Source organism: Microseira wollei NIES-4236, assembly GCF_020521235.1.
GTDB classification, from domain to species: Bacteria; Cyanobacteriota; Cyanobacteriia; order Cyanobacteriales; family Aerosakkonemataceae; genus Microseira; species Microseira wollei.
In genome coordinates this window covers 16,199-39,987 of sequence record NZ_BLAY01000094.1, presented here as the reverse complement: position 1 = coordinate 39,987, position 23,789 = coordinate 16,199, and the positions used below count along the sequence as shown (strand labels likewise).

Here is a 23,789-nt window from a genome sequence, read left to right as displayed (position 1 = left end):
GGGCATCCTGCCCGTCTGGTACTACTACCCCACCAGAAAAAATCACTCTTGTGCCATGGGCATCCTGCCCGTCTGGTACTACTACCCCACCAGAAAAAATCACTCTTGTGCCATGGGCATCCTGCCCGTCTGGTACTACTACCCCACCAGAAAAAATCACTCTTGTGCCATGGGCATCCTGCCCCTCTGGTACTACTACCCCACCAGAAAAAATCACTCTTGTGGGATGGGCATCCTGCCCCTCTGGTACTACTACCCCACCAGAAAAAATCACTCTTGTGGGATGGGCATCCTGCCCCTCTGGTACTACTACACCACCAGAAAAAATCACTCTTGTGGCATGGGCATCCTGCCCCTCTGGTACTACTACACCACCAGAAAAAATCACTCTTGTGGCATGGGCATCCTGCCCCTCTGGTACTACTTTAGCAATATCTCTATTCTCGCCATTTTAGGACTAATTTTGAGTCTTAGCATCCATGCAATACAACCAGTCAAAGCACAACTATCTATCCCCCCTCAAAACACAGCTTTAGCCCTTGTAGAAGCAGGCAAAAACCATTATGATGCCGGACAGTTTTCCGCAGCAGTCCGCACCCTACAGCAAGCCGTACAAAGTTATGAAATATCCGGCGATAAAATTAAACAAGCACAAACATTAAGCTGGCTCTCGTTAGCGTATCAAAAACTCGGACAGTGGCAAGCAGCAGCAACAGCCATTAATACAAGTCTGTCGTTACTCAACTCACAAAACGGTAAAAACGAACAAGTCCACGCCCAAGTTTTAAACGCACAAGGGCGTCTGCAATTAGCGACGGGAAAAGCCGAAACTGCCCTAGAAACTTGGCGACAAGCCGAAATATTCTATGCACAAGCGAGGGATGAAGTGGGAGTACTCGGTAGCCAAATTAATCAAGCTGAGGCAATGCAAGCTTTGGGATTGTACCGACGTGCCGAAAAACTCTTTGCACAAATCGAACAAAAATTGCAAGCACAACCGGATTCTTCCCTCAAAGCAACTGGTTTGCGGAATCTCGGTAAAATGCTGCGTCTCGCCGGAGATATCGATGAATCTTACAGAATTTTAACCCTGAGTTTGGCAGTCGTTCAACGCTTGCCAAAATCGCCGCAACTAGAAAGCGAAACCTTGCTGAGTTTAGGCAATACGGAGCGAACTTTAGCTAAAAGAGCAGCAATCTTTAACGATGAACAAGCTGGCAATAACTATACCCAAAAAGCCCTTGATCGCTATCAAAAAGCAGTGGCGATCTCATCCTCAACCCTCACGCGCCTGCAAGCCCAACTCAATCAGTTGAGTTTGTTAATTGAAATTAACCAAATCTCAGATGCTCAATCGTTGTTACCTCCAATTTTATCCCAAATTTCCACACTGCATGCGAGTCGGGAATCTGTCTATGCTGCTGTCAATTTCGCTGAAAGTTTGCTAAAATTAGAAAGCAGAGAAAGCGATATACCTACTTTTTTGAATGCGGCAATTCAACAAGCAGAAAGCTTACAAGATAAAAGGGCACAATCCTATGCTTTGGGAATGCTGGGTAAATTTTATGAAAAAACCCAAGATTGGTCAAAAGCTAAAAATTTAACCCAAGCAGCACTCTTGATTGCTCAACAACTGAATGCGTCAGATATTGCCTATCAATGGCAGTGGCAGATCGGGCGAATTTTGCAGAGTAATTTACCAACTAATTCGGAAGCGATCGCATATTACAAAGCAGCCGTTAATACCTTAAATAATCTCCGCAGCGATTTAGTTTCTCTCAATCCCGAAATCCAGTTTTCATTCCGAGAAACTGTAGAACCAGTCTACCGAGAATTAGTTGATTTATTGTTGCGCTCTCCCACTCAAGACAACTTGATCCAAGCTAGAAACGTCATGGAATCGCTGCAATTAGCAGAATTGGACAACTTTTTCCGGGATGCCTGTGCAAAATCAGATCCAGTTAATATTGACGAATTAGATAAACAAGCAGCAATTATCTATCCAATTATTCTCAAAAATCGCTTAGAAATTATCGTCAAACTTCCCGGAAAAGATAACTTACACCACTACACAAATCAGGGTGTAACTGAAGCTCAAGTAGACGAAGCTGTACGAGAATTGCGAATTGCTTTGACACAACGCAGCATCAGCTTGAGCGAAATAAAAGCAGCTGCAAAACAGCTTTATGAATGGTTAATTAAACCCTTGTCAGCCGATTTAGAAAATTTCGCCCAGCCCAACCAAAAACCGCTCAAAACTTTGGTGTTTGTCCTAGATGGTTCCTTGCGAAATATTCCGCCGGCGGCTCTCTATACGGGGAAACAATATCTGATAGAACAGTATGCGGTTGTTGTTACCCCTGGTTTACAATTAATTAATCCCCAGCCGCTGTTAAGAAAAAATATCAGAGCCATCCTTGCCGGAGCCGCCAATGCTCCTAGTTTTGAGCCAGAAGGTTTTTCCCCCATCGATAACGTAACTGTGGAATTGGAGGCAATCCAAAAACAACTCGACCAAAGTGAAAAACTAGAAAATCAAGATTTTCAGCAAGAAAAAATTCAAAAACAAATTAACGATGCTCCTTATAACGTCGTTCACATTGCCACTCATGGCAAATTTAGCTCCAATCTACAAAACACCTTCCTTTTAGATTGGAACCAACGCATCAATGTTAGAGATTTAGATAATTTATTGCGGAGCAAAAACCCAACGCAAAACTCTATTCAATTACTGATATTGAGTGCTTGCCAAACAGCTTTGGGGGATAAACGAGCGGCTTTGGGATTGGCAGGAGTTGCGATTCGAGCGGGAGCAAGCAGCACATTAGCAACATTATGGCAAGTAAACGATGCGTCCACGGCTGAATTTATGACCCGGTTTTATCAACAACTAAAAAATCCTCAAATCACCAAAGCCGAAGCACTGCGAAATACTCAAATTGCCTTTTTAACTGATTACTCCCAAACCGATTACAATCGCCCTTATCACTGGGCTGCCTTTACTCTGATCGGGAATTGGTTGTAATATTGCCCGCAAGAGATTCTTTGGCAATATTTTCTAATCCAATATTGCGATCGCTCAACACCTCCGCCCAAATGCCCTCAATCCCAGGATTCTGCGCCGGATTTGAGCGCAGTTTAGCCAATTCGGTGAGCGTGTCGTACCAAATGCTATGCTGCGCGTAAGCCGCAATGCGTTGCAGCGGATTTTTTGCCGAATTTAACGCATTGTTCAGAGCGGCAGAAGGTGAAACTCGTCGCACTAATCCCGTAACAGAAGCGGGAGTCACTTGATCTCCTGCTTCTGTGCGCGGACAATTCATTTCAAAGTACCAACGATAAGTTTTCCCCACCTCCAAAGGTTTTTGGTTTGCTGGCAGGCTAATGCTAACAATTCCGGGGGTAGCTGGCAGTTGAAACCGTGTTCGGTAAACATCATTCTCGCCATCCTGCAAGGAAAATTCACCACTCGGTGCTTCCTGTTGTGTATAAGGTACGTACACCCAAAAAGTTGGGCGATCGCTGACAGTTAACTCCAAATTATTGCTACCCACCAAGCTAGTCAAAGGCGGTTTGTTCTGTTTATATAAACAGTTGCCACGGCTACCAGTTCCCCGATTGCTGGTGGGAGTTCCCCGATCTGGTGGTTCTGGATTTGCTAGCACAAAGCGGATTTTAATTGACTCACCGCTATTATTTGACGGCTGCGATCTCACCATTGAAGGCGAAAGCCAACTGCTCAGGCTAACAATTGCCCAACTTGCGGCTAAAACTGATTTAAGTTTAAATTGCACCCGGTTTTTATTCATAAATAATATGAAGTTCAATTGAAATTCCCACAGTTAAATACAACAAAAAAACATCTTTTCCGCAATCTGTTAGATATTTTATATCATGTCAGGCTTTTCACCCATAATTAAAACTCAGAGCGTCAGAGCGTCAGAGCGTCAGAGCGTCAGTCCTAACTATGGGTACTCAAACCGACATGATAAGCTGTTGTGCATCTAAATTGCATATTATTCAGTTAGGAAACAAACCGTCAAACCCTCTCCGCGTCTGGTGTGTCCCCTTCCGCGTCAGTCTCAACCAGCAATTTAAATGCGTCTTAGCTTATTATCTGATTCTTCTCCTTCTCTGCCAAAAGCTAGATCCCCGACTTCTTAGAGAAGTCGGGTATCTGAATCTTATCCTAAAACTGGCTGCGGCGAAACACTAGACGTGATCGATCGTGAACCAAATCTTGCCGCGATCGCTGTCACCCGCACCGTAGGAGTAGATTTGCTGTCCCTTGCTGCCAGCCACATCTCCATAGATCGCTCCAGTTAGCGGATCGTAGGTGAGATTTAGATCTTTGTAACCCCTTCTTGAGTTGATGTCAACGTGTTCGTCACCAGAGCCAGTATCGCTTTCCCACAGTTCAATTTTGATCGGAACTCGACCTCCTGCCGTTTGAATAAACTGCCAGTTGGGACTCACATCATCTTTGCCATCAATCGTTGGACTGCTCTGCTGTACCCCAGCGATGGTTACTTTGGAATAGAAGTCAGCCCGGTTGGTGACGAATATAGGATCGGGATCTAAATTATCGATCTGGGCAACGCGGTTAATGTTGACCTTAATTTGGTTGAGTTTGGTGTAGTTAATCAAGAGACTGTCGAAGTCTTTAAATTCGCCCGTACTGGCGTTGTTGGCTTCATTTGTCTCGCTGACATTGTTGTTGGCATCTACAATCATGCCGATGCGGTAGGTTCCATCACCGCCACTCCAGAAGGGATTTCCAGCCCCAGGTAAGGTTAGATTCTGCGTCAAAGTTGCGGTACTGGTGTTGCTAGCCAAGCTGCCTATAAAGGCGCTGCCTAAGAAGTAATCGTTCGCGTTGATAACATTATCTTTGGAAAGATAGAACTTCGCCGTCGAGGCAGCAGCCGTACCAACTCCCGTATTTTGAATTTGATAGTTGACGCTGAAACCGTCTCCCGCTTTCAGGGGTTCTTGTATCACATCGAAATATTTCCCAGACAAGTCAGCGACTTTAGTTCCTCCAACGCTGAGGCTATCGTAGTCTTTGAGTAAACCCGTGCTGGCGTTGTTATTTTCGTTCGATTCGGCGACTTGATTGTTAGCATCTACCTTCATACCAATGTAGTAGTTCCCATCACCAACCGACTTCCAAAAAGCATTTCCGACTCCTGGCAGGGTCAAGGTTTTGTTTAAAATTCCCGTGTTACCGCCGCCACCTAAACTAACAACAGAAGCGCTACCCAATTCGTAGTCACCGGCGCCAATGGAACGATCGGTGGACAGGTAGAATTTCACCGTAGATGCACCGGCGACATTCGTTCCGAGGTTTTGAATTTGGTACTGGAAGTTAACGCTATTCCCAGCTTGGAGAGAAGTTGGCACAACGTTAAAGAATTGACCTGCTAAATCGACTCCGGCGACTAATGCTGCTGCTGTAGCAGTTTTGTTGGATGCACCTGTGAGCGGATCGATATCAGCGCGGGTGATGGGGGCGTTGTTAGGAGCGATTCCGCCCAGCGGATCGCCCGGAGGGCGAATCGCACCCGCAACCGAATCGTTCCCCAGAATAAAGCTGCTGACTGCCCCTTTATCCACGGTTGACGCGATCGACAGCGAGTCAATTATCCCACTTTCACTTCCTCCCATCCCAGGTAACTTTGCAGTCAAACCTTGCAAGGGATCGCGATCTAAACCGAGTGCTGCGGTGCTGTTGCTAGCTGATTCTAAACCAATGTTGGAGCGCAAGGGGTTGATTTCTGGGGTGAGGAATTCCATTGTTAGTTCTCCGATAAATACTCAAAAATTACAGAACGAATGTGTTGAAATAAAAAACTTGGACAGTTTCTAGAGGCTTCTGTGCTATGCCGAGTCAAAAATCTGCGCTTTTCTGGAAAATTCTCGGCATTCTTTCAAAGGTTTGAACCAAAGATTGAGTGGCAATTGCATGAGTTGTTTTTAACTCTACAATTGCTAGTATGTTGAATAATTCAATTCAATAATTCAGTTAAATTCGGGACTGTGATAATTCAGGTAATTTCAGGTAATTTCAGGTAGGGCTGACGACGGTAGGTCGTTCCTGACAATAGAGAGTTATCGGCGATCGCTTGCCTATGCAAAGAAACTTTGGCGATACTAAAAATCCTTGGGAAAGGCAACCAGAGCCAGGTCGAAACCGGGTTTCTGGTAACGCTCTTGCGCAAGTCCTGTGCGAGTTATCGCGGATCGCTTGCCAGTCTCGCCCCCGGTAAGATAGATCGATGAACGTTCAGATCTATTACTTATGTCTGCTTCCCCACTCAGGCTCAACTTGGTAGAAGGTTCCGTCTCTTTTAACTTCACACCCCAAGCCGCACGGGAGTTACAAGCTGCGCTCAATCAGTTGATGGAACGGTTAAAAGCCGTTGCTGTCCAAACTTCGGGCGCACCAGGTAAAGCTAATCCCCAAAAACCAATGGAATATCAATACACGGGGCATATTTTTCTGGAAATTTTCTGCAATCCTAATATTTGGCCTAGTCCCTTTGCTGCCAAAGTGCTGCTCACGGTCCGCGACGATCGCATTCGCTTAACCAGCGAAGCCGAACTCACCAGGCTCGTTGATGATGTTAGCCAGTATATCGAGCAGGTCGGCTAGCCAAAGTGGGTAGATGTATGGTAAATACAGCCGATTGCTTTTCGAGTGCGGTACAGCCTTTTGGCTTGTTTGTGTAGCGGCAGCATTAATGCTGCCGCTACACAAACCAAGGTGTACCTTTTATCGCTGCAATCCGCTCTATTATTTTGGATAAATTCTTGTAAACTAGGTTTGGCAGTCGCTCTAACAGCAGCTGTTATTGCTTCGACGTTAATGCCGCCACCAAAGCGACTACCTGACCCTAGCTAAAATTGGCGATGAACTCCGATAACCTGATTCTGCTACTGCAACAAGGGTTTCGCATTTCTCTAGGCGCTACGGCTTCCCTAGTCGAAACCCTGCAAGACGATCAAAAGCGATCCGAAACTTTGTCCCAGCTGGGGTCACAGTTGATCCAGTTGACTCAAGAATGGTCTGAAAAAGGCGAAATAACAGAGCAGGAAGCTCGCAGTTACGTTGATTCGCTGTTGCGCCAACAAACCAATCAAACCACGAGCGCGACACCACCAACTGCCCGTACAAGTCCCGCGACGCCTAACCCCGCTGCTGCAACGGATGTGCAGCTAGAAATCCAGGAACTGATTGCCCAAATTGCTGCTATGCGTGCGGAGTTAGAAAATTTGCGTTCTCAAGACGATCGGTCATAAAAATCGTAGCGGCGATCGCTCTGTTGCGATCGCCTGATTACGACTGATTGACTTTTTTCCCATCTGTTTTTTGTCATCTATCTTGAGTCAGTTGTCAGAAGGATTTGCTTGTTACCTCTGACCGCTGACGCAAGCGCCTACCAACGACTTCAGTCATTCTGCCATTCTTCATGCCCCATTAAATCGCCAATCCTATCCCTGAGTAAATAATTGTTCTTTTCCAATTCACACTCAACCCACGCCCATTCCCGCGCCGGGATGAATTGGCAAAGCGTGTATATGGGTTGCTGGCGGCTCACAACTCCTTTATGCACCAGCCGACGTGCTTCCTCTTGAATCACGTCTAGGGTGTATTGAACTGACGTAGATGTAACCGCAGATGATACCGTTTTAACGCTCATTGTAATATCTCTCAAACTAAGAGGGCTTAAGGTTATGGGCAAAACAAGCGGATAGTTTGTAGTTCCCTATACTGAACGATTTTCATTTTTGCGCTATCCACTGCTCCTTTATATTAATAAATGTTTCCAAAGTCAGCAAATATTGACATTACCTCCAAATCGTTATACACAGATCTAAGCGGCTTTCCCCTCTCATCCTATGGGTTGGCCTTTAGGGTAAAGCAAGCAGCAGGTAATCCCAAGGTTAAGTATTACCCACGGGAGGAGTTACTGAAACTCAAATGCCCCGGCAAGCCAGACTAGACTTGCCTAGAGGGGATAAGACGATCTGAGAGTTCAATCGGCAGCTTCCGCTCAAGAAAGCTTGTCTAAATTTAGTATTCCCAAACAAATAGCGGATATTATCGCGAGTTTTGGTAAGCTCTACCGAACAAAATTTCTAGGGCGATCGCTTGTGCCTGCTGCATCTGACCGTAGGACGATATACAAGGGATTCCGGGCGGTAAAGCGGCTAAGAACAGTTTTTTAACATAAGGGCTACCATACAGCACCAGCGCTTGCAGTTCGCCGGTTTTTAATAATTTCTTAAACCAATCCCGCGCCATTTGAGTCAGTCCCGCACTGCCTCGGAAAGGATTGCCTCGGATAAACAGTTGCAGCACCGTGGCAGAGAAAGTTTCTTCTCCCCCACAGACTGACATGCTGGGAGTATGGCAGTCAACGAGTTGGGATTTGTACCCCAGTTGCTCTGGAATCGCCAGCGCCGGGGCGGTTCGACACAAAAATTCACAATCCAAAAGATTGTCTACCACTATTAAGTTACGTAAATTCCCGGAATCTTTTGCCAAATCCAAGGGAACCGACCCGAAAACTTGCGTGCTTTCCCGGAGGATATGGGCAGCAGTAGCGATCGCTTTTGGTTGAGCGAGCTGAGCCAATAGCGGGGAGACGGAAGAGGAGGCGGAGAATGGGAGACAAGGGAGAGGGTCGAGTGTTTCTACACAATTCCCCGCGTCTGGGTGTCCCCGTGTCCCCTTGTCTTCTTGGTCATTTTCTTCCCCATATGCCACTTTCTGCTTAGCTTGCCAAATTCGTTGACAAGAGGCGCGAATTCTGTCTGGGGAGATCCGCCCCGTTTTAACCGCATCGCATACTGCTGCAATTGCGGCTTCTGGATCTACCGGCATCAATAGAATATCTGCCCCGGCTTCCACTGCCAAGACGGGTGCTTCCCTTGCCCCGTAGCGAGAAGCGATCGCGCCCATTACCAGCGCATCGGTAACAATTAACCCGCCAAAACTCAAATTTTTCCGTAGTTGTTGTGTCAAAATCTTTTCCGACAGGGTAGCCGGAATTTCTGCATCCCAAGCTGGTATCAGCAAGTGACCGCTCATCACCGCGTCTACCCCAGCTTCTATAGCGGCGATAAACGGGGGTAGTTCAATTTCACCCAGTCTTTCTGGGGTGTGGGGCAATACAGGTAATTCTAGGTGAGAATCGGTTGCCGTATCTCCGTGTCCGGGAAAATGCTTAGCTGTCGTTAATACGGGGTATTTTTTAGCACCTTTTATAAAAGCCGTTGCCAAACAGCTGACATCGGCTGGAGTTTCGCCAAAGGCGCGGACGTTGATAACTGGATTATCGGGATTGTTATTAACATCGACTACGGGTGCGAGTACCCAGTTTATACCAATAGCCAGAGCTTCTTCTGCGGTGATGGCTCCCATTTGCTCGGCGTATTCCTGAGCGAGGGCGGGATTTTTATCCCCAATTGGGGACAAAACCATTGGGGGAGGAAACCAAGTCGCGCCAGAAAAGCGCTGTCCGACACCTTCTTCGATATCGGCGGCGATCAGTAGGGGGATTTTAGACCAGTTTTGCAGTTGTTGCGATCGCAGTGCCAATTCTGGGGCACTCCCTCCCAGTAAAATAACGCCTCCGACGCCTAAATTTTGCAACCAATGCTGTAACTTAGCGGCTTTTGGTTCCCAGGCGGGATACTGAATTTGATGGTCGAACAGGTAGCCCGATGCTCGCACGACGACCATCTGAGCCACCTGTTGTTCCAGGGACAGGGTGTTTAAATCGGGCAGTTTAGAAGCATTCAAGGTTTGTCCTCTTCCTCTGCCGATACTGTATCATAGTCGCTGTCATCTGCCTCTAGTTCATCGTCATCGCGGCGTTTAGAGGAAAGCTGGTTGATCAGCGATAGGATGCGATCGCCCCGTTCGAGGGAGTGGTCTTCCACAAACACCACTTCCGGGGTGCGGCGCAGGCGCACCCTCGCCCCTAGTTCTTTGCGAACGAAGCTCGTAGCCTCTTTCAATGCAGCCATCGTCTCGGCTTTCGCTTCGTTAGTGCCGTAGAGACTGACAAAGATTTTGGCATGTTGCAGGTCGTTGGACACATCCACATCGGTGACGCTGACCATGCTGGAACCCACCCGGTCATCTTTGATCCCGTTTTGCAGCAGTTGGCTGACCTCCCGTTGAATTTGGGCAGCAACGCGAGAAACGCGACGATTCGTAGCCATAATATTTCAAAGCCAGTGTTTCTCACCCATCCTAACTAAATCGCGCTCAATCCCAGCATCGCTCGTAAGGTTAAACTAACGAAAATTAAAAGACCCACCAGGAAGCCGACTAGAGCGATCGCCGTAACTGGGCGCTTAAATAGCGGTGTCAGCCAGCCGAAGGTATTGACGAATATCCCCAAGATAATGGTTACTAAGAACCGGGGATAGCGCGAAACGTTGTCCCAAAATCCATCAAACATTTGTCTTGCAGCTCCCGCGGGCTGCTAAAGCAACAGCTTTTTTACATTGTACGAGAGGGTGAGAGCTTACGGCACAAGGACTGGGATCAAACGCTCTCGACAACTTTAGTTGCCCTGACATACCAATCTCATGCATAGCGGCTAATGGCTAATGGCTAATGGCTAATGGCTAATGTCAGGATATTATTGTTGTGAGCTTCACATCTCGCAATTAGCTATTAGCTATTAGCAACGCCCAAGGTTATAACTACAGGACTTACGCAAAGAAACCGGGTTTCTGTGAAAACGGTTTCTAGACTCGTCGTGCGTAAGTCCTGAACTAGCAACTTGCCTGATTAACTTGAAAAACTAACCTTGGCGTTCTTTGGATATCATCTGGGCGACTTCGGGCGGAAATTCCTCCAATTCAGCCGTTCCCGATGCCGCACTAATAGGGGAATTAAAAGTATAGTTGGGGTCGCATTCTCCCGTGTCGTAAACTTGAATTACCCATTTATCGGGCAATCCTTCTACGCCAATTTCGACAACGTACCAACTATCTTTAACCCAACGACAGTTAAGAACTGAGAACCACTCTCGGTCTGCTTCCGCAATTTCCCATTCTGCCATGAGGAAATCGAAGGCTAGTTCTTGTGCCTCAGTGCATTCCATAAGTTTTCACTTACGCCGAGGTCGTTGACAATTCGGGATATAATCCCAATTGCTTAGCTAATTCGCGGGCGACGTGGAGTAAAAATTTAGCTCCATCCTGGTTATCTTGGTGTGCCATATACGTTGCCAGCTGTACCATTGTTTCTACTAAACCAGCATCGATCAAATCTAAGTGAGCATCTAAAACTTCTGGTTCCTGACCGCTGGGACACTTGAACAATTCATCGATCAGGTTCATGTAAAGCTCTTGCCGCGTTGCTGTCATATTTTATCTCCCTGAAACCTTTAGAGGGTTTCCACTTATTCAGCTGAAAAATCGTTATTGTCACATCAAACTATAGTTTAATCGAAAAAAACGTATAATTTGATACCATAATTTTCCTTGAAGTTTTTGGGTAGGTTGCACTGTCTAATTGAGAGCTGATTTATAAATAAATTGTTAAAATTATTTTGACTTTTTAAGCCTATCACCTTTGTTTCTGCGTAGCTCTCTCCCCAACCAACGATTTTTCATAGAAACCCGGTTTCTTTGCGTAAGTCCTGATTGGAATAAGTGAATCAACCCCAAATCATCTTTTGTGTCAAAAGTTTATTTTTTTTAGTATTTCTTAATTATTTCACAATTTTCTAGAAGCACTGACGCTATTTTTAAAATTGCTTTTAAACAAACTCATATAAATCCGTATTACCGATAGATTGACCGTGAGAGAAATTCTGAAAATAAGGATAGCCTTCTTTGTAATAGTGATGAGACACTTGTAAAATGTCCCATCTAAAATTAAGTCTAATTTTTAATTCATCCAGTTGCTCGACAATTTGTTCTGACAAATCATCGTAGTTTAAGTCGCTTATCGGGTCTTCTACGCAGCAGGGAATAGATCTTTTGTGTACCTTGTGCCATAAGGTATATACAGAAACTCTGTCCCCGTCATCGTCGGAAATATTTGCTAACTCTACTGGCAGGTTGACAAATACTTCATAATAGTTTTTATGGCATGAAATTGTATTAGCAGTAACCTGCCCAAGCGCTTCTAAAATCTCTTCTTCAACCTCGTATTCATCGCAGGTAGCGAAGTCTGGGTCAAAATGAACTAAGCAGTAACGAGACGTTATAGCTAAATCGTCAAAAACCTTGTCTAACGCTTCAGCCAAAAATTCAGCATAAGCTTTTTTGGCAATTTCTAAACCTAAATTTTCGGCTTCTTCTCTAGAATTCGCTCCCAGTAACATCGAAACTTCTATTTCCATATTATTAGCTAAAAATCCCCCGCTTTTGCTTATTTTAGCGGGGGATTATCTTAATATATTTAAGATTTCAGATTGTAGATTTATTTCAATCTGCAATCTCAAATCTAAAATCTAAAATTCCCTTGTCCTAATCTAGAAAACCCATCAACGTGTTGCTATCGTCGATATCATTGGATGCAATCGGGCGCAGTCCAGCGGACATAATCATTTGGGAAAATTGCAGGGTACTTAACCCTACCGGACGCATCCCCATCAAGGCAATGCTATCCGACATTTTGATCTCGCTGGCGGCGATGGGACGGAGTCCAGCAATGTTCACCGTTTCGATAACGCGCAGAGTGCTAGCGCTAATGGGACGCATTCCGGCTGCATTGACTGTACTGGCGATCGCTAACTCAGAAGACATAATCGGACGAATCCCCGATGCATTGAGGGTTTCCCGCACTATCAGATTGCTTGATTCAACAGGGCGGTTAGCAAATACCAGACTCGACTTATCGTACCGCACTACCTTGGTGGAATCTGCGGGCGCTTCTTCCTTTACTTGCAACTCCGACACTTGCTCGCCAGTCTCTTGCGTTTCCACGCTATTTGCTTCAACTTGAGCGTTTTCGTTGCTTTCAGCATTGTTTTGGCTCTTTGCGTCGCTGGTTGTCGTATTATTCTTAGTTTTGCTGGTGCTAACTGCCATGATTTTGACTCCTGTAGACTCTTAACTAACCTTTATGCCGGAAAACCCAGACGCTTAAACGTATAGATCTGAGTTTACCTTCAAATAACCTGATATAGGTATAAATATCTTAACGAACTCAACATAAAAAAGATATATTGTTACAATAATTAAAAATGATTGAGCGCGCGCATCACCGTCCAGATCGGGGATGAAACCCGCACAGGCAAGGTGAGAGCGGGTTAGGTACGATCGTAAAGAGTGCAAGCTAGAGCGGGATTGACAGACACAAGAGTTTTTGCACTCAAGCGAGATTATCAAAGCATGATGACGCAATTTGACCTGCAAGCGCCCTTTCAACCAACCGGCGATCAACCACAAGCGATCGCGCAACTCACCAGCAGCATCCAAGCAGACAACCGCTTCCAAACCCTGCTGGGTGCTACGGGGACGGGAAAAACATATACCGTCGCCAAAGTAATCGAGCAAGTAGGGAAACCTACCCTCGTCCTCGCCCACAATAAAACCTTAGCCGCCCAACTGTGTAATGAATTGCGGCAATTCTTCCCAGAAAATGCAGTTGAATACTTCATCAGCTACTACGATTACTATCAACCGGAAGCGTATATACCCGTCACCGATACTTATATCGAGAAAACCGCTGCAATTAACGACGAAATCGATATGCTGCGACATTCGGCGACGCGATCGCTATTTGAACGCAAGGACGTAATCGTAGTTGCTTCGATTAGCTGTATCTACGGTTTAGGAATTGCCTCGGAATATCTCAACGCTGCCATTCCCCTGCAAGTCGGGAAAGAAGTCAACCAACGGCAAATATTGCGAGATTTAGCCTCAGTTCAGTACAGTCGCAACGATACAGAATTAAGTCGGGGAAGGTTCCGAGTTCGCGGCGATGTATTAGAAATTGGTCCCGCTTACGAAGACCGAATTATCCGCGTAGAATTCTTTGGCGATGAAATCGACGCGATTCGTTATGTTGACCCCGTAACCGGAGAAATTATCCAAAGTGTCGAGGCGTTAAATATCTATCCTGCCCGTCACTTTGTCACCCCAGAAGACCAATTAGAAGCTGCAATCGAAGCGATTGGGCAAGAATTAAAAGACCGATTGCAAGAATTAGAAAAAGCTGGTAAATTATTAGAAGCCCAGCGACTCGATCAGCGCACTCGCTACGACTTAGAAATGTTGCGGGAAGTCGGATATTGCAACGGCGTCGAAAATTATTCTCGCCACCTCGCAGGGCGTCTGCCGGGGCAACCGCCGGAATGTTTAATCGATTATTTTCCCAAAGATTGGTTGCTGGTGATCGATGAATCCCACGTGACAGTGCCGCAAATTCGCGGGATGTATAACGGCGATCGCTCGCGCAAACAAGTCTTAATCGAACATGGATTTCGCCTCCCCAGCGCCGCAGATAACCGACCTTTAAAAGCAGAGGAATTCTGGGAAAAAGTCAACCAGTGTATTTTTGTTTCGGCGACGCCGGGAAATTGGGAAATAGAAGTATCTGAAGGTCGAGTGATAGAACAAGTAATTCGACCAACAGGCGTCGTTGACCCAGAAATTTTTGTGCGTCCGACAGCAGGACAAGTTGACGATTTGTTGGGAGAAATTAAAGACAGAGTTTCCCGTCAAGAACGGGTGTTAGTGACGACGTTAACCAAGCGGATGGCGGAGGATTTAACCGAGTATTTGCAAGATAGAGGAATCAGAGTACGCTATCTGCATTCGGAGATTAATTCAATTGATCGGATCGAAATTTTGCAAGAATTACGCGAAGGGAATTTCGACGTTTTGATTGGAGTAAACTTGCTGCGGGAAGGATTAGACTTGCCCGAAGTTTCGTTAGTTGCTATTTTGGATGCAGATAAAGAAGGGTTTTTGAGGGCAGAGCGATCGCTCATTCAAACCATCGGTCGTGCAGCGCGTCACGTGCGGGGTCAAGCTATCTTATACGCCGATAATTTGACAGATAGCATGATTAAAGCCATTGACGAAACCGACCGCAGGCGGGGCATTCAAATGGCATACAATCGAATGCATGGAATTACACCCCAACCGATTGTGAAAAAATCGAGTAATTCGATTTTAGCATTTTTGGATTTATCGCGGCGATTGAATTATAAAGAGCTAGAAATCGCTTACGAAAAGTCAGATGAATTGTCGTTGGAAGAGATTCCAGAGTTAATTGGTCAACTGGAAACCCAGATGAAAGAAGCGGCGAAGAAACTGGAATTTGAAGAGGCGGCGAAATTGCGCGATCGCATCAAGCACCTGCGCGATAAATTGTTAGGCCATTAGTAGCAAGTTTTGTTTGTTGTTTGGTATGCGCTCGCCAAAATCGATCCCCTAATCTCTATGCAGTGGCAAAATAAATAGCAGCTAGTGCGCGGTTGTTACCAAATGATGTGGAATACAGGACAGAGTTTATTTGGCGATCGCTACATAATTGAAAGAAAACTAGGCGTTGGCGGATTAGGCATTACGTATCTCGCCAGGAACCAACGAGGCAACCTGTGGGTAATTAAAACTCTCAGACAAGAAATCCTCAACGACCCGACCTGGATACCGCACCAAGCCAAATTAAGGCAAAATTTCCGCAACGAAGCGCTTCGCCTTGCGTTGTGCCGCCACCCTCATGTAGTTCGCATCGAAAGCGTCTTTGATCAGGAAGATTTGCCTTGCATAGTGATGGAGTACATTGAAGGCGAAGACCTAGCCAAACGGATCGCTCGGATAGGTTTACTAAACGAATCAGAAGCGCTGCAATATATCCGGCAAATTGGCGATGCTTTGACGATGATTCACGATAAAGGCTTGCTGCATCGCGACATCAAGCCATCAAATATTATGATCCGCACTCTCAAGTCAGAAGCCGTGCTGATTGACTTTGGCATCGCTAGAGAATTTATCCCCAATGTTATTCAGATGCATACAGAGTATAAGACCGATGGTTTTTCCCCACCGGAGCAATATATCTCACAAGCACCAAGAGGAGAATATATCGATGTTTACGCTTTGGCAGCGACACTGTATAGTTTGCTTACAGGACAATTGCCTACACCTGCGCCTGCAAGACTCCAAAATATACCTTTAGAACCACCCCAATAGTTCAATCCCAATATCAGCGACCAGGTAAATGAGGCAATTATGCGAGGGATGGAGCTAAGATTTAAGTCTCGTCCTCAGTCAGTGCAGGCACTGTTGGATTTATTGGCATTTAGTGTAGAAAGAGCTAATATTCAAGTCGATCCGGCGATTCAACTATTTAGTCATGCAAACGCTACACAACAAAAGGCTTGGCAATGCATCCGCAGCATCACAGGTCATTCCCATTGGGTTCATTGTGTCGCCTTTAGTCCGGATGGGCAGACTCTCGTTAGTGGCAGTCACGACAAAACAATCAAGATTTGGCAGCTAAGTACAGGCAGAGAAATTTGCACTCTTACAGGTCATTGTGAAAGTGTTTCTGCCATCGCCATCAGTGCAGATGGACTTGTTGTAGCGAGTGGCAGTTGGGACAAGACTATCAAATTGTGGCAGCTAAGCACAGGGAGAGAAATTCGCACTCTTACAGGTCATTGTTACTGGGTTCTTAGTGTTGCCATCAGCTCAGATAGGCAGACTCTCGTTAGTGGCTGTAGCGACTTCACAATCAGATTATGGCAACTGAGTACAGGCAGAGAAATCTACACGCTCGTAGGTCATTACGACAGGGTTACTTGCGTCGCCTTTAGTCCGGATGGCCAGCTTCTTGCCAGTGGCAGTACGGATAACACAATCAAATTGTGGCAAGTAAGTACGGGCAGAGAAATTTGCACCCTCACAGGTCATTCGTTCTGGGTGGCGGCGATCGCCTTTAGTCCGGATGGGCAAATGCTAGTTAGCGGCGGTGGCGATAAAACTATTAAACTTTGGCAACTAAGTATAGGCAAAGAAATCTGTTCCCTCGCAGGTCATTGCGACGCGGTTATTTCCGTCGCTTTCAGCCCGGATGGGCAGCTTCTAGCCACTAGCAGCGATGATAAAACTATTAAACTTTGGCAACTAAGTACAGGCAAAGAAATCTGCTCCCTCGCAGGTCATTCCAAATCGGTAAATTCCATCGCCTTTAGTCCGGATGGGCAGACTCTCGTTAGTGGCAGTCACGACAAAACAATCAAGATTTGGCAGCGGGTGTGATGTAGAGCAATAGGTTTTATATTCAGGATTTTTATTCCTCATCTGATTCGTCTATCATACCAAATCCGCTTCCATCACCCCCTTTTAAAACCGCGAAGACGCGAAGGACACAAAGAAGAATAGGAAGAAGATAAAAGGGGTTGTCGAGCCGGATTTGGTATTATTGGTGTTTGAGCAGCGTGTCACACACAAAGAAATAGTTGTCAATTCTTCTCGTTTACCAGTCAATGTTTATTTGCAAAATCACCTCAATGTGAGGTTGCAAACCGCTTAAATTATCTTCTCTCCATCACCTGCAAAATAAAAACCCCTTCGCAAGAAGGGGCAACACAAGGCGCATCTAGATTTAGAATAAACTCAGCTACACCTTGTGCGGTTCACACATCCGGGTGAAATTGCCAGCCATAAACTGAAATTATTGCTCATTCACCCGATAGCGCACCCTGAATTGCTGATCCGAGTCAGCAGTGGGAAAGCGCAAAGGATCGTTATTGTTGCCATTATCTAAACTGCCACCGCGAAATTCTAAATTGCCCAAAGGTGAGCCTTGTTGATTCGGTGCAGTCAAGACATTATTGTTATTTCCGCTTTGGAAAATAGGAGAAGCTCCAGTAAAAAACGAAGAAAAATCTTTGTCTGCATTGCGGTTTTCCAGTCCGCGTAGCGAGTCACCCGATAGGGTAACCCCGGTATCTGCTTGAGACTGTGCTATAGGAAGCGCGTAAACTGCTGATGTCACCGTGACTACCGCTGTGACGCCGAAGGCGGTTATTATTGCAATTCTGTGCATCATGGCCTTTCTCCCCTGAAACTACTACCTAGTGTTCTCAACCGGGCAAGCGCAAAGTCCATTTTCAGGCTTCTACTATTTTAGATTTGAAGCTTCCGATTTTGAACAGGACTTACGCTTGGGCGTTCCTAGAAACCAGGTTTCTGCGTATATCTCTGGTGACAAAGCGACGATTTTTTATAGAAACCCGGTTTCTTTGCGTAAGTCCTGTTGAAAGGTTAACTTTGGAGGATTTGCCAAAATCCTTTGGTTGCAACGCTCAAAACCACTGGATTTTCAGGGTAGTTTTCTATAAGGCAGTGGGTGACTTTTGTAGTGCGGTGATATTACGAAGGGTATTTAACCGACGCCTGGGTGCTTAAACCAAGCTTGTAGACGCTTCCAGGCATCTTCAGCTTGCTGTTGGCGATAGGTCGGGCGATAGTCGGCAAAAAAACCGTGGGGTGTATCCGGATAAAGGATGATTTCGGAACTGCTACGCCCGCGCTGGAGTGCCTGCCGCATTTGCTCTACTGTATTGTTAGGAATAAACTCGTCACTCCCGCCGTAGAGTCCAAGGACGGGTGCTTTCAAAAAAGGTGCAATGTCGATTGGGTGTTTGGGAGTTAAAGAAGAAGATTCGCCCACCAAACGTCCGTACCAGGCAACGCCAGCTTTAACTTTGGGACTGTAAGCTGCATACAACCAAACAATTCGCCCACCCCAACAAAAGCCGGTAATTCCCAATTGATTAATATTTGCTTTGCTGGATTTTTCTGCCCAACCAACCGTTGCATCTAAATCGGACATAACTTGATTGTCCGGTACTAGAGAAACAACTTTGGAGATAATTTCTTGAATATCGCTGATTTGAGAAACATCGCCAAAGCGGGAAAATAGTTCAGGAGCAACGGCGCAGTATCCCAACTTGGCAAAGCGGCGGCAAATATCTTGGATGTGTTCGTCAACGCCAAAGATTTCTTGCACCACCAGCACTAGGGGGAAATTCTCTCCCGTCGCAGGCATTGCCCGATAAGCTGGAATTTCCCCATCTTGCACAGGAATCTTTACTTCCCCTGCAACCAATCCCAGAGTATCTGTGGTAATAACTTGGGCGGAAATAGGGGGCACAGCTAAGGCAAACCCTGCCGCCAGCGTTGAGACAACAATAAATTTGCGACGACTTAACTCTTTCACGGCGGGTTTCTCCAAGCACTCCACCCCAAAATTCTAGCTTCTTTGGTCAACTCGGTTATACAGAAATTTTACAGAGACTTTATTGAATCTTTATCGCGATCCCGTAAGCCTACGCTAGGCAAAATTAAGCAGATACACCATAAATAGATTAGGTAGCTTGCGCGTACGCTCGCTCCCAAGCACTGACCCTAACCTTTACCTTCTTCATCAATGACTAATACCCCTGTAAAAGTTCCTTTTGTCAACCTAACATTTCAACACGAACCGATTCAAACCCTGCTAGACGAAGCGATAATGAACGTAGTCCGGCGGGGAGATTTTATATGTGGACGTGCTTTAGTGGAATTTGAGTCAGCCTTTGCTGCTGCTTGTGGCGTATCTAGCGGCATCGGGGTGGCTTGCGGGACAGATGCGATCGCTCTAGGCTTACAAGCCTGCGGCATCCTTCCTGGGGATGAAGTTATTTTACCCGCGAACACGTTCGTTGCCACCCTGATCGGCATTCTCCGCACCGGCGCAACGCCGATTTTAGTCGATTGCGACCAAGAAACCGCTTTAATCGATTTGGATGCGGCAGAAAAAGCGATTACACCCAAGACGAAAGCGATCGTTCCGGTACACCTCTACGGGCAAATGGTATCGCCCTCCCAGCTGCTAAAATTAGCCCAAAAATACAACCTAATTATCTTTGAAGACGCCGCCCAAGCCCACCTCGCCCACCGAGAAGGCTATCGCCCCGGATCGGTTGGTACGGCGGCAGCATTTAGCTTTTATCCCAGTAAAAATTTAGGCGCATTTGGCGATGGCGGCATCGTTGTCACCGCTGATGAAACCGTAGCCAAAAAAGTCAGAACCCTACGCAACTACGGCGCACCAAAAAAATATCTCCACACCGAATACGGGACAAATAGCCGCCTGGATACCATACAAGCCGCCGTCCTGAATGTAAAATTGCCCCATTTAGAACAGTGGAACAACCAGCGCAACCAAGTTGCCCAACAGTACGACGCCTTATTAAAACCCCTCAAAAAACAGGGCATCGTCCCCATCCAAAACAATAGTGGTAGCGGTCACGTGTATCATTTATACGTAATCCGCATTCTGGAAACCTGCCCGCTTGACCGGGATACAATCGGGGCAGAACTAGATGGGATGGGCATCCAAACCGGCATCCACTACCCGCTTCCCTGCCATCTCCAGCCCGCGTTTGAGCATTTAGGCTACAAACAAGGCGATTTCCCCCACGCAGAAACCCTGTCTCAGCAAATTTTATCCTTGTCGATGTTTCCGGGTTTAAGCGAAATTCAAGTTGAGCAGGTAGTGGAAGCAATTTGTCAAGTTCTAAAATATGCACCAAAGGCTGCTGTTTCCGCCTAAGACCATGCAAATTAGACAGAAATACCCCAATGTCATCGATCGCCACCTGTTAGATGCCGCTATCTTGGCACTGTTGGCGATTATATACGCGCCCCTAATTTGGCATTGGTATGACGGCTGGCTGCATAAAAATATTGGCATCATCCACGAATATTTCAGCCACGGACTGATCGGGTTACCCTTTGCCGCCTATATTGCTTGGATGGGGCGCTTTCAGTGGCGGCGGTTACCCGATACGTTTAATCCCCTTGGTGCGGCGTTGCTGGTGCTGGGGGGAATTTTTTATCTGAGTGGGTTACCCGACTTTGCTAATTTATCCTTCCCGATAGTACTGGCAGGGCTTTGCTTGTGGCTCAAAGGTTTCCCCGGCTTGAAACTGCAAGCATTCCCGCTGCTGTTGGCGTTTTTGGCAACGCCCAATCAAGCGCCCTATTTGATCGAACCACTAGCCTTACCCCTCCAGAGTTTTATCGCCCATACCGCTGGGTTTATCTTGATTCAGTTAGGCTTTCCAGTGACGGTGGAAGAGATTAATCTTTATGTAAATGGCAGGATTGTAGAGGTAGCGCCCCACTGTGCTGGCTTGAAAATGCTGTTTACCAGTTTGTATGTGGGGATAATGCTGCTGTACTGGACCGATACATGGCGATCGCGCAACAAATCAATTTTCTTTTTAGTCAGTGCAGTTTTGATCAGCGTCACCGCTAATATCATCCGCAATACCCTGTTGACCTTCTTTCACGGTACCGGGCAAGACCATGCCTTTGAAGTGCTGCACGAAGGCTGGGGCGGTGATGTTTATTCAGCCTGTATGCTGGGAATGTTGGTTTTGGTAATTAACGCGATTGACAGATTTTTTCCCGCCCAGTCCGATCAAAGCAACCCTCAAGAAGCGTTTGAGCAAAGCGATTCACCACAAGAGTATTGACTATGGTCGCGCTTTGTGCTAAGCACAGCCAATTATTATTAAAAGATTATGAATAAATTCTTTAATGCAAAATTTGGTAAGGGCAGGGTGAATAAAAATCTCGGTGAGACGCAAGCAATGCCAGTTAAACTCGCCCCTCTCAACTCAAAACTCTCGAAAACTATCTTGTTGGTATGCCTGGTGCTACTAATGGGTTTGGGAGCGGTTCCCGGTTACCTAAAGGGAAGCTGGCGTTGGGAGAAGCCGCTATCTGTTACTAATCTCAAACAAATCAGAAATTTACAAAAAACTGGCATCAGTTTACCCAATTGGCAGACGTTGAACCAACAGCCAATTGAAATAGGCGGACACAAATGGTCGTTTCAGGTGATTGGGCGAGATGCCCAAACCCAGGCGATTTTGCTGCTGCGTCCAATGCGCGATGATAAAGATATGCCCCAGGTAGAGTGGGTGGATTTGAGGGGATTCCGGTGGTGGCAGACAAATCAACCGCGCCAGTGGCAAACCGATGGATTTAGGCGATCGCAGTTTACAGTACCCTCAACCAATGCAGGTGGACAAACACTGCAAGTCGAAGCGCAATACTTTCGCAACTGGATACAGGAGCGAAACTTTAGCGGCACTTTTGCCGTATTGCAGTGGTACGCTTGGCCTACTGGGGGCAACCCAGAACCCAACCGCTGGTTCTTTGCCGATCAAATTGCTCAGTGGCAAGGTCGTCGCCTTCCTTGGGTCGCAGTTAGCATCATGATTCCCATTGAACCATTAGGCGACATCGAACGCGCTTGGTCCGTTGCCGAGTCCCTGGGACAAACCGTTCAAGCTGCCTTAATTGCCGATGCCCTCAAGGGCAGTTAGAACTACTCAGGGTCAGCGCGGCTGATGGTGCTAAGATATACAGGCTTTTAGGGTTAGGCATTGCCCGCACAGAAGAAATGCACAACGCAGCAGGTGGAATAAAATCCCAAATTCAACCTTACCGAGAAAAGGGCGAAAGTCCAAAGCTTAAAATCTGGCGGCGTCTAACAGCTGGCTGCTTGTTCGGCCTTCACGTTGGCGCCACAATCTTACCAGGGGCGCTGTTGCTGTGGATAGATCCCGAAAACACCTGGGCAGCTATCCCTAACCGGGAAAATGCAAAATCCTCGCTGCAAAATTCAATTGCCCAGTCGCAAATCCCCATCGTTCCGTTTGAACTGCAAAATACACCCCCCCAGCGGTTTCAGCCAAATCCCCAATTTAGAATCTACCGTCTGGGGCCAGGAGATAGCATTGGTGTTGTCGTACCGCGCTTTCCAGAACTGAACGGAACTTTTGCGATTGACGGTGAAGGAAACGCCCTGCTGCCCCTGGTAGGCAAATTGCGCATCGCCGGTTTTACCCTCGAAGAGGCGCAAGAAAGGATTCGCGCCGCTTATAATCGGTTTGTAGTCAATCCGCAGGTCACGGTAGCTCTTGGGGCGCCGCGTCCAGGCCAAATCACCCTTACCGGCGAAGTCGTTAGACCGGGATTCTACGCGCTTGGTGGTTTGACGCGCCTCTTAACTGTGCTTGTGGCAGCAGGCGGCACTACAACTGAAGCTGACCTGAGAGCGGTTTTGGTGCGTCGGTTTCTCAACGATGGCTCTTATATCGAACAACGGGTAGATTTTTTTACCCCCCTGCTGGCGGGAGATCCGCTGCCAGATTTAGTTATTCAGGACGGCGATGCTGTAATCGTCCCTAAGCTGGAAGTTGGCAACCTAGCAACTTATGACCGCCAACTGGTGGCGCGATCTACCCTGGCGCAACCTAGTATTACGATTCGAGTGCTGAGCTACGATCGCAGTACAATCGCGAATCTTAGTCTTCGCAATGGTAGTACCTTTCTCGATGCTGTTACAGCGATTGCCCCCAGTCTCCAAACGGCGGATATTGGCAACATTGGCTTGCTGCGCTTCGACCCAGAACGAGGTCGGGTAATTATGCGAGAATTGAATGCTAGAAGGGCAATATTGGGCGATGCATCTCAAAACGTTCCTTTGCGTGAAAATGATACGATCGTCATCGGTCGCAACTTGCTGACTAGGATTAGGTTTGCTCTTACCACGATTACCCAACCTTTCCAAGATATTCTGCAATTCCTCTTCTTCTTCCGCTCGTTTACTCAGGGTACTCAGAATATTTTCTTGGGGCCGGGGTCGGGGACTGGAAACCCATAATAATAACTACCAATAGCTTTAATTTCCCTCAAAATAGCTACAACATTAAACTACTCGATACTGA

General features: G+C 46.6%; 20 protein-coding genes and 2 pseudogenes. 9 read left to right on the top strand and 13 right to left on the bottom strand.

The genetic code is table 11. From position 1 onward, the window contains the following. Positions 1 to 388: pseudogene (locus MiSe_RS27685) on the bottom strand (hypothetical protein); the annotation flags it as partial. Between the two features lie 9 nt (positions 389 to 397). On the opposite strand from MiSe_RS27685, the gene MiSe_RS27680 reads away from it, so the two are divergent. After that, the gene (locus MiSe_RS27680; RefSeq protein ID WP_226586560.1) at positions 398 to 3,025 is read left to right on the top strand and encodes a CHAT domain-containing protein; all 2,628 of its coding nucleotides are present in this window, start codon (positions 398 to 400) and stop codon (positions 3,023 to 3,025) included. Here the strand turns inward: MiSe_RS27680 and MiSe_RS27675 are convergent. Both MiSe_RS27675 and MiSe_RS27670 read right to left on the bottom strand, forming a co-directional pair. Then, a complete protein-coding gene (locus MiSe_RS27675) occupies positions 3,000 to 3,809 on the bottom strand; it encodes a DUF928 domain-containing protein (RefSeq protein WP_226586558.1) in 810 nt (269 codons plus the stop codon). The genes MiSe_RS27680 and MiSe_RS27675 overlap by 26 nt on opposite strands. Before the next feature lie 403 nt (positions 3,810 to 4,212). Continuing rightward, on the bottom strand, positions 4,213 to 5,796 hold the full coding sequence (locus tag MiSe_RS27670; RefSeq protein ID WP_226586556.1) for a CARDB domain-containing protein: 1,584 nt from the start codon (positions 5,794 to 5,796) through the stop codon (positions 4,213 to 4,215). Positions 5,797 to 6,301: 505 nt separating this feature from the next. Between MiSe_RS27670 and MiSe_RS27665 the strand changes: the two genes are divergently transcribed. Together MiSe_RS27665 and MiSe_RS27660 are read left to right on the top strand one after the other, a co-directional pair. Beyond that, positions 6,302 to 6,655, top strand: coding sequence for a hypothetical protein (locus MiSe_RS27665; protein ID WP_226586554.1), 354 nt, complete (start codon positions 6,302 to 6,304; stop codon positions 6,653 to 6,655). Positions 6,656 to 6,912: 257 nt separating this feature from the next. After that, positions 6,913 to 7,302, top strand: a complete 390-nt coding sequence (locus MiSe_RS27660; protein ID WP_226586552.1) for a hypothetical protein — start codon at positions 6,913 to 6,915, stop codon at positions 7,300 to 7,302. A gap of 149 nt (positions 7,303 to 7,451) precedes the next feature. Here the strand turns inward: MiSe_RS27660 and MiSe_RS27655 are convergent, their stop codons facing one another. The 8 genes from MiSe_RS27655 to MiSe_RS27620 form a co-directional block, all read right to left on the bottom strand. Then, the gene (locus MiSe_RS27655) at positions 7,452 to 7,703 is read right to left on the bottom strand and encodes a DUF4327 family protein (protein ID WP_226586550.1); all 252 of its coding nucleotides are present in this window, start codon (positions 7,701 to 7,703) and stop codon (positions 7,452 to 7,454) included. A gap of 401 nt (positions 7,704 to 8,104) precedes the next feature. After that, on the bottom strand, positions 8,105 to 9,751 hold the full coding sequence (locus MiSe_RS27650) for a glycoside hydrolase family 3 protein (protein ID WP_373872884.1): 1,647 nt from the start codon (positions 9,749 to 9,751) through the stop codon (positions 8,105 to 8,107). A gap of 56 nt (positions 9,752 to 9,807) precedes the next feature. Then, complete coding sequence (gene rbfA, locus MiSe_RS27645; protein WP_226586545.1) at positions 9,808 to 10,236, bottom strand: 30S ribosome-binding factor RbfA; 429 nt, start codon at positions 10,234 to 10,236, stop codon at positions 9,808 to 9,810. A 35-nt stretch (positions 10,237 to 10,271) separates the two neighbouring features. Further along, on the bottom strand, positions 10,272 to 10,478 hold the full coding sequence (locus MiSe_RS27640; protein ID WP_226586543.1) for a DUF751 family protein: 207 nt from the start codon (positions 10,476 to 10,478) through the stop codon (positions 10,272 to 10,274). Positions 10,479 to 10,826: 348 nt separating this feature from the next. Next, positions 10,827 to 11,129 carry a hypothetical protein gene (locus tag MiSe_RS27635; RefSeq protein ID WP_226586541.1) on the bottom strand — a complete coding sequence of 101 codons (303 nt, stop codon included), beginning with the start codon at positions 11,127 to 11,129 and terminating at the stop codon, positions 10,827 to 10,829. Between the two features lie 10 nt (positions 11,130 to 11,139). Then, a complete protein-coding gene (locus tag MiSe_RS27630; RefSeq protein WP_226586535.1) occupies positions 11,140 to 11,394 on the bottom strand; it encodes a hypothetical protein in 255 nt (84 codons plus the stop codon). 395 nt (positions 11,395 to 11,789) lie between these two features. Continuing rightward, a complete protein-coding gene (locus MiSe_RS27625) occupies positions 11,790 to 12,377 on the bottom strand; it encodes a hypothetical protein (RefSeq protein WP_226586534.1) in 588 nt (195 codons plus the stop codon). A gap of 127 nt (positions 12,378 to 12,504) precedes the next feature. Further along, complete coding sequence (locus MiSe_RS27620; protein ID WP_226586532.1) at positions 12,505 to 13,068, bottom strand: hypothetical protein; 564 nt, start codon at positions 13,066 to 13,068, stop codon at positions 12,505 to 12,507. A gap of 306 nt (positions 13,069 to 13,374) precedes the next feature. Between MiSe_RS27620 and uvrB the strand changes: the two genes are divergently transcribed. Continuing rightward, positions 13,375 to 15,372: an excinuclease ABC subunit UvrB gene (gene uvrB / locus MiSe_RS27615; protein ID WP_307731548.1), complete on the top strand. Its 1,998-nt coding sequence runs from the start codon at positions 13,375 to 13,377 to the stop codon at positions 15,370 to 15,372. A 102-nt stretch (positions 15,373 to 15,474) separates the two neighbouring features. Then, positions 15,475 to 17,253: pseudogene (locus tag MiSe_RS54020) on the top strand (protein kinase domain-containing protein). 415 nt (positions 17,254 to 17,668) lie between these two features. Here MiSe_RS54020 and MiSe_RS27600 read toward each other — a convergent pair. Both MiSe_RS27600 and MiSe_RS27595 read right to left on the bottom strand, forming a co-directional pair. Continuing rightward, entirely contained in the window at positions 17,669 to 18,046 is a 378-nt protein-coding gene (locus MiSe_RS27600; protein ID WP_226586527.1) for a hypothetical protein, read from the bottom strand. Positions 18,047 to 18,382: 336 nt separating this feature from the next. After that, positions 18,383 to 19,219, bottom strand: coding sequence for a dienelactone hydrolase family protein (locus MiSe_RS27595; RefSeq protein WP_226586526.1), 837 nt, complete (start codon positions 19,217 to 19,219; stop codon positions 18,383 to 18,385). Positions 19,220 to 19,429: 210 nt separating this feature from the next. Between MiSe_RS27595 and MiSe_RS27590 the strand changes: the two genes are divergently transcribed. The 4 genes from MiSe_RS27590 to MiSe_RS27575 all read left to right on the top strand — a co-directional run bounded on the left by MiSe_RS27590 (position 19,430) and on the right by MiSe_RS27575 (position 23,725). Then, on the top strand, positions 19,430 to 20,596 hold the full coding sequence (locus MiSe_RS27590) for a DegT/DnrJ/EryC1/StrS family aminotransferase (RefSeq protein ID WP_226586525.1): 1,167 nt from the start codon (positions 19,430 to 19,432) through the stop codon (positions 20,594 to 20,596). 4 nt (positions 20,597 to 20,600) lie between these two features. After that, on the top strand, positions 20,601 to 21,524 hold the full coding sequence (gene crtB / locus MiSe_RS27585) for a cyanoexosortase B (protein ID WP_226586524.1): 924 nt from the start codon (positions 20,601 to 20,603) through the stop codon (positions 21,522 to 21,524). A 48-nt stretch (positions 21,525 to 21,572) separates the two neighbouring features. Continuing rightward, the gene (locus MiSe_RS27580) at positions 21,573 to 22,382 is read left to right on the top strand and encodes a cyanoexosortase B system-associated protein (protein WP_226586523.1); all 810 of its coding nucleotides are present in this window, start codon (positions 21,573 to 21,575) and stop codon (positions 22,380 to 22,382) included. A 77-nt stretch (positions 22,383 to 22,459) separates the two neighbouring features. Further along, positions 22,460 to 23,725, top strand: a complete 1,266-nt coding sequence (locus MiSe_RS27575; protein ID WP_226586522.1) for a polysaccharide biosynthesis/export family protein — start codon at positions 22,460 to 22,462, stop codon at positions 23,723 to 23,725. Positions 23,726 to 23,789 lie beyond the last annotated feature (64 nt).